Source organism: Acinetobacter sp. GXMZU3951 (assembly GCF_054457875.1).
The window spans coordinates 1-1560 of sequence record NZ_JBTLFO010000016.1 but is presented as its reverse complement, the minus strand read 5'-3'; the positions used below and the strand labels follow the sequence as shown (position 1 = coordinate 1560).

The following is a 1560-nucleotide window of genomic DNA, read 5'->3' as shown; positions in this document are numbered from 1 at the left end:
ACATTACGGTTATCTTCACCGGCTTGGTTGGCACAGCCATAGATCACGTCATCGACCTGTGACCAATCGACAGTCGGGTTACGTTGCATCAAGGCTTGAATCGGCACTGCCCCCAAGTCATCAGCACGGACTGGCGCCAAACCACCGGCATAACGACCAAATGGAGTACGGATGGCATCAATGATATATGCGTCTTTCATTTTTAATCTTGTCCTTTGAATCCCCCTTATATTTCCCCTCTTTCTTAAAGAGGGGTTAGGGGAGATTAATTATCCTTGTGTCGCATCCACTAATGGTGCACCGGTCATGGCCTGCAATTCAGCAAAGCTTAAACCGTCGACTTTCTCCAGCACTTTTAAGCCTTCAGGCGTGACATCAATCACACAGAGGTCGGTGTAGATGCGGTCAACACACTTTTGTCCTGTGGCAGGGTACGTCAGTTCAGCCACAATCTTCGGTTCACCGTTTTTGGTGACATGATCGGTGGTGATAAACACTTTTTTAGCACCGACGGCTAAATCCATCGCACCGCCGACAGAAGGAATTGCATCCGGTGCACCGGTATGCCAGTTGGCCAAATCACCATTGGCCGCGACTTGAAAGGCGCCAAGAACCGCAATATCCAAATGCCCACCACGCATCATGGCAAAAGAGTCACCATGATGGAAAAAAGCTCCGCCTTGCAGCATGGTCACATATTCTTTACCGGCATTGATCAGCTCAGGGTCTTCTTCACCTGCCGCTGGTGGTGGACCAAAGGCCAATAACCCATTTTCAGAATGCAGGAAGATCTCTTTGTCATTCGGTAAGTAGCTGGCAATCTTGGTCGGTAAGCCAATGCCGAGATTGACATAAGCACCATCGGGAATATCTTGTGCCACACGTTCCGCAATCTGGTTACGGCTGAGTTTTTGATAGCTCATGAAAGTCTCCTACTTACACAGCAACAGGTTCAGGTTGTACCTGCACCACATGTTGAACGAAGATACCTGGGGTGATGATGTGTTCAGGGTCTAAAGCACCGAGTTCCACCACTTCAGAGACTTGCGCAATGGTCACGTTTGCTGCCATGGCCATGATCGGGCCAAAGTTACGTGCCGATTTACGATAGACCAGATTGCCCCAGCGGTCGCCTTGCTGTGCTTTAATCAAAGCAAAGTCGGCTTTGATTGGATATTCCAAGACATAATCTTTACCGTCGATGTGACGGGTTTCTTTGCCTTCGGCCAATAAGGTGCCAAAGCCAGTTGGAGTGAAGACTGCCCCAAGTCCCATGCCTGCGGCTTGAATACGGCATGCGAGGTTACCTTGAGGCACCAGTTCTAATTCGATTTTGCCTGCACGATAGAGTTCATCGAAGACCCAAGAGTCGGACTGACGTGGGAATGAACAGATGACTTTTTTGACGGCACCGGCTTTCAATAACTTGGCTAAGCCATAGTCACCATTGCCGGCGTTGTTGCTGACAATGGTCAGGTCTTTACGTCCAAGCTTGATCAGCCCGTCAATGAGTTCAGCGGGTTGGCCTGCTGTGCCAAAACCACCGATCATGATGGTTGA

3 protein-coding genes are annotated in these 1560 nt (G+C 49.6%); all 3 read right to left on the bottom strand.

The window, feature by feature from the left end; genetic code table 11:
- Positions 1-200 (bottom strand): thiolase family protein (locus tag ACX17N_RS15930; RefSeq protein ID WP_458893549.1); only part of this gene is annotated, 200 nt, incomplete at its 3' end.
- A gap of 69 nt (positions 201-269) precedes the next feature.
- The gene (locus ACX17N_RS15925; protein WP_458893547.1) at positions 270-923 is read right to left on the bottom strand and encodes a 3-oxoacid CoA-transferase subunit B; all 654 of its coding nucleotides are present in this window, start codon (positions 921-923) and stop codon (positions 270-272) included.
- A 13-nt stretch (positions 924-936) separates the two neighbouring features.
- The coding region (locus tag ACX17N_RS15920; RefSeq protein ID WP_458893546.1) for a 3-oxoacid CoA-transferase subunit A at positions 937-1560 on the bottom strand (624 nt) is incomplete at its 5' end.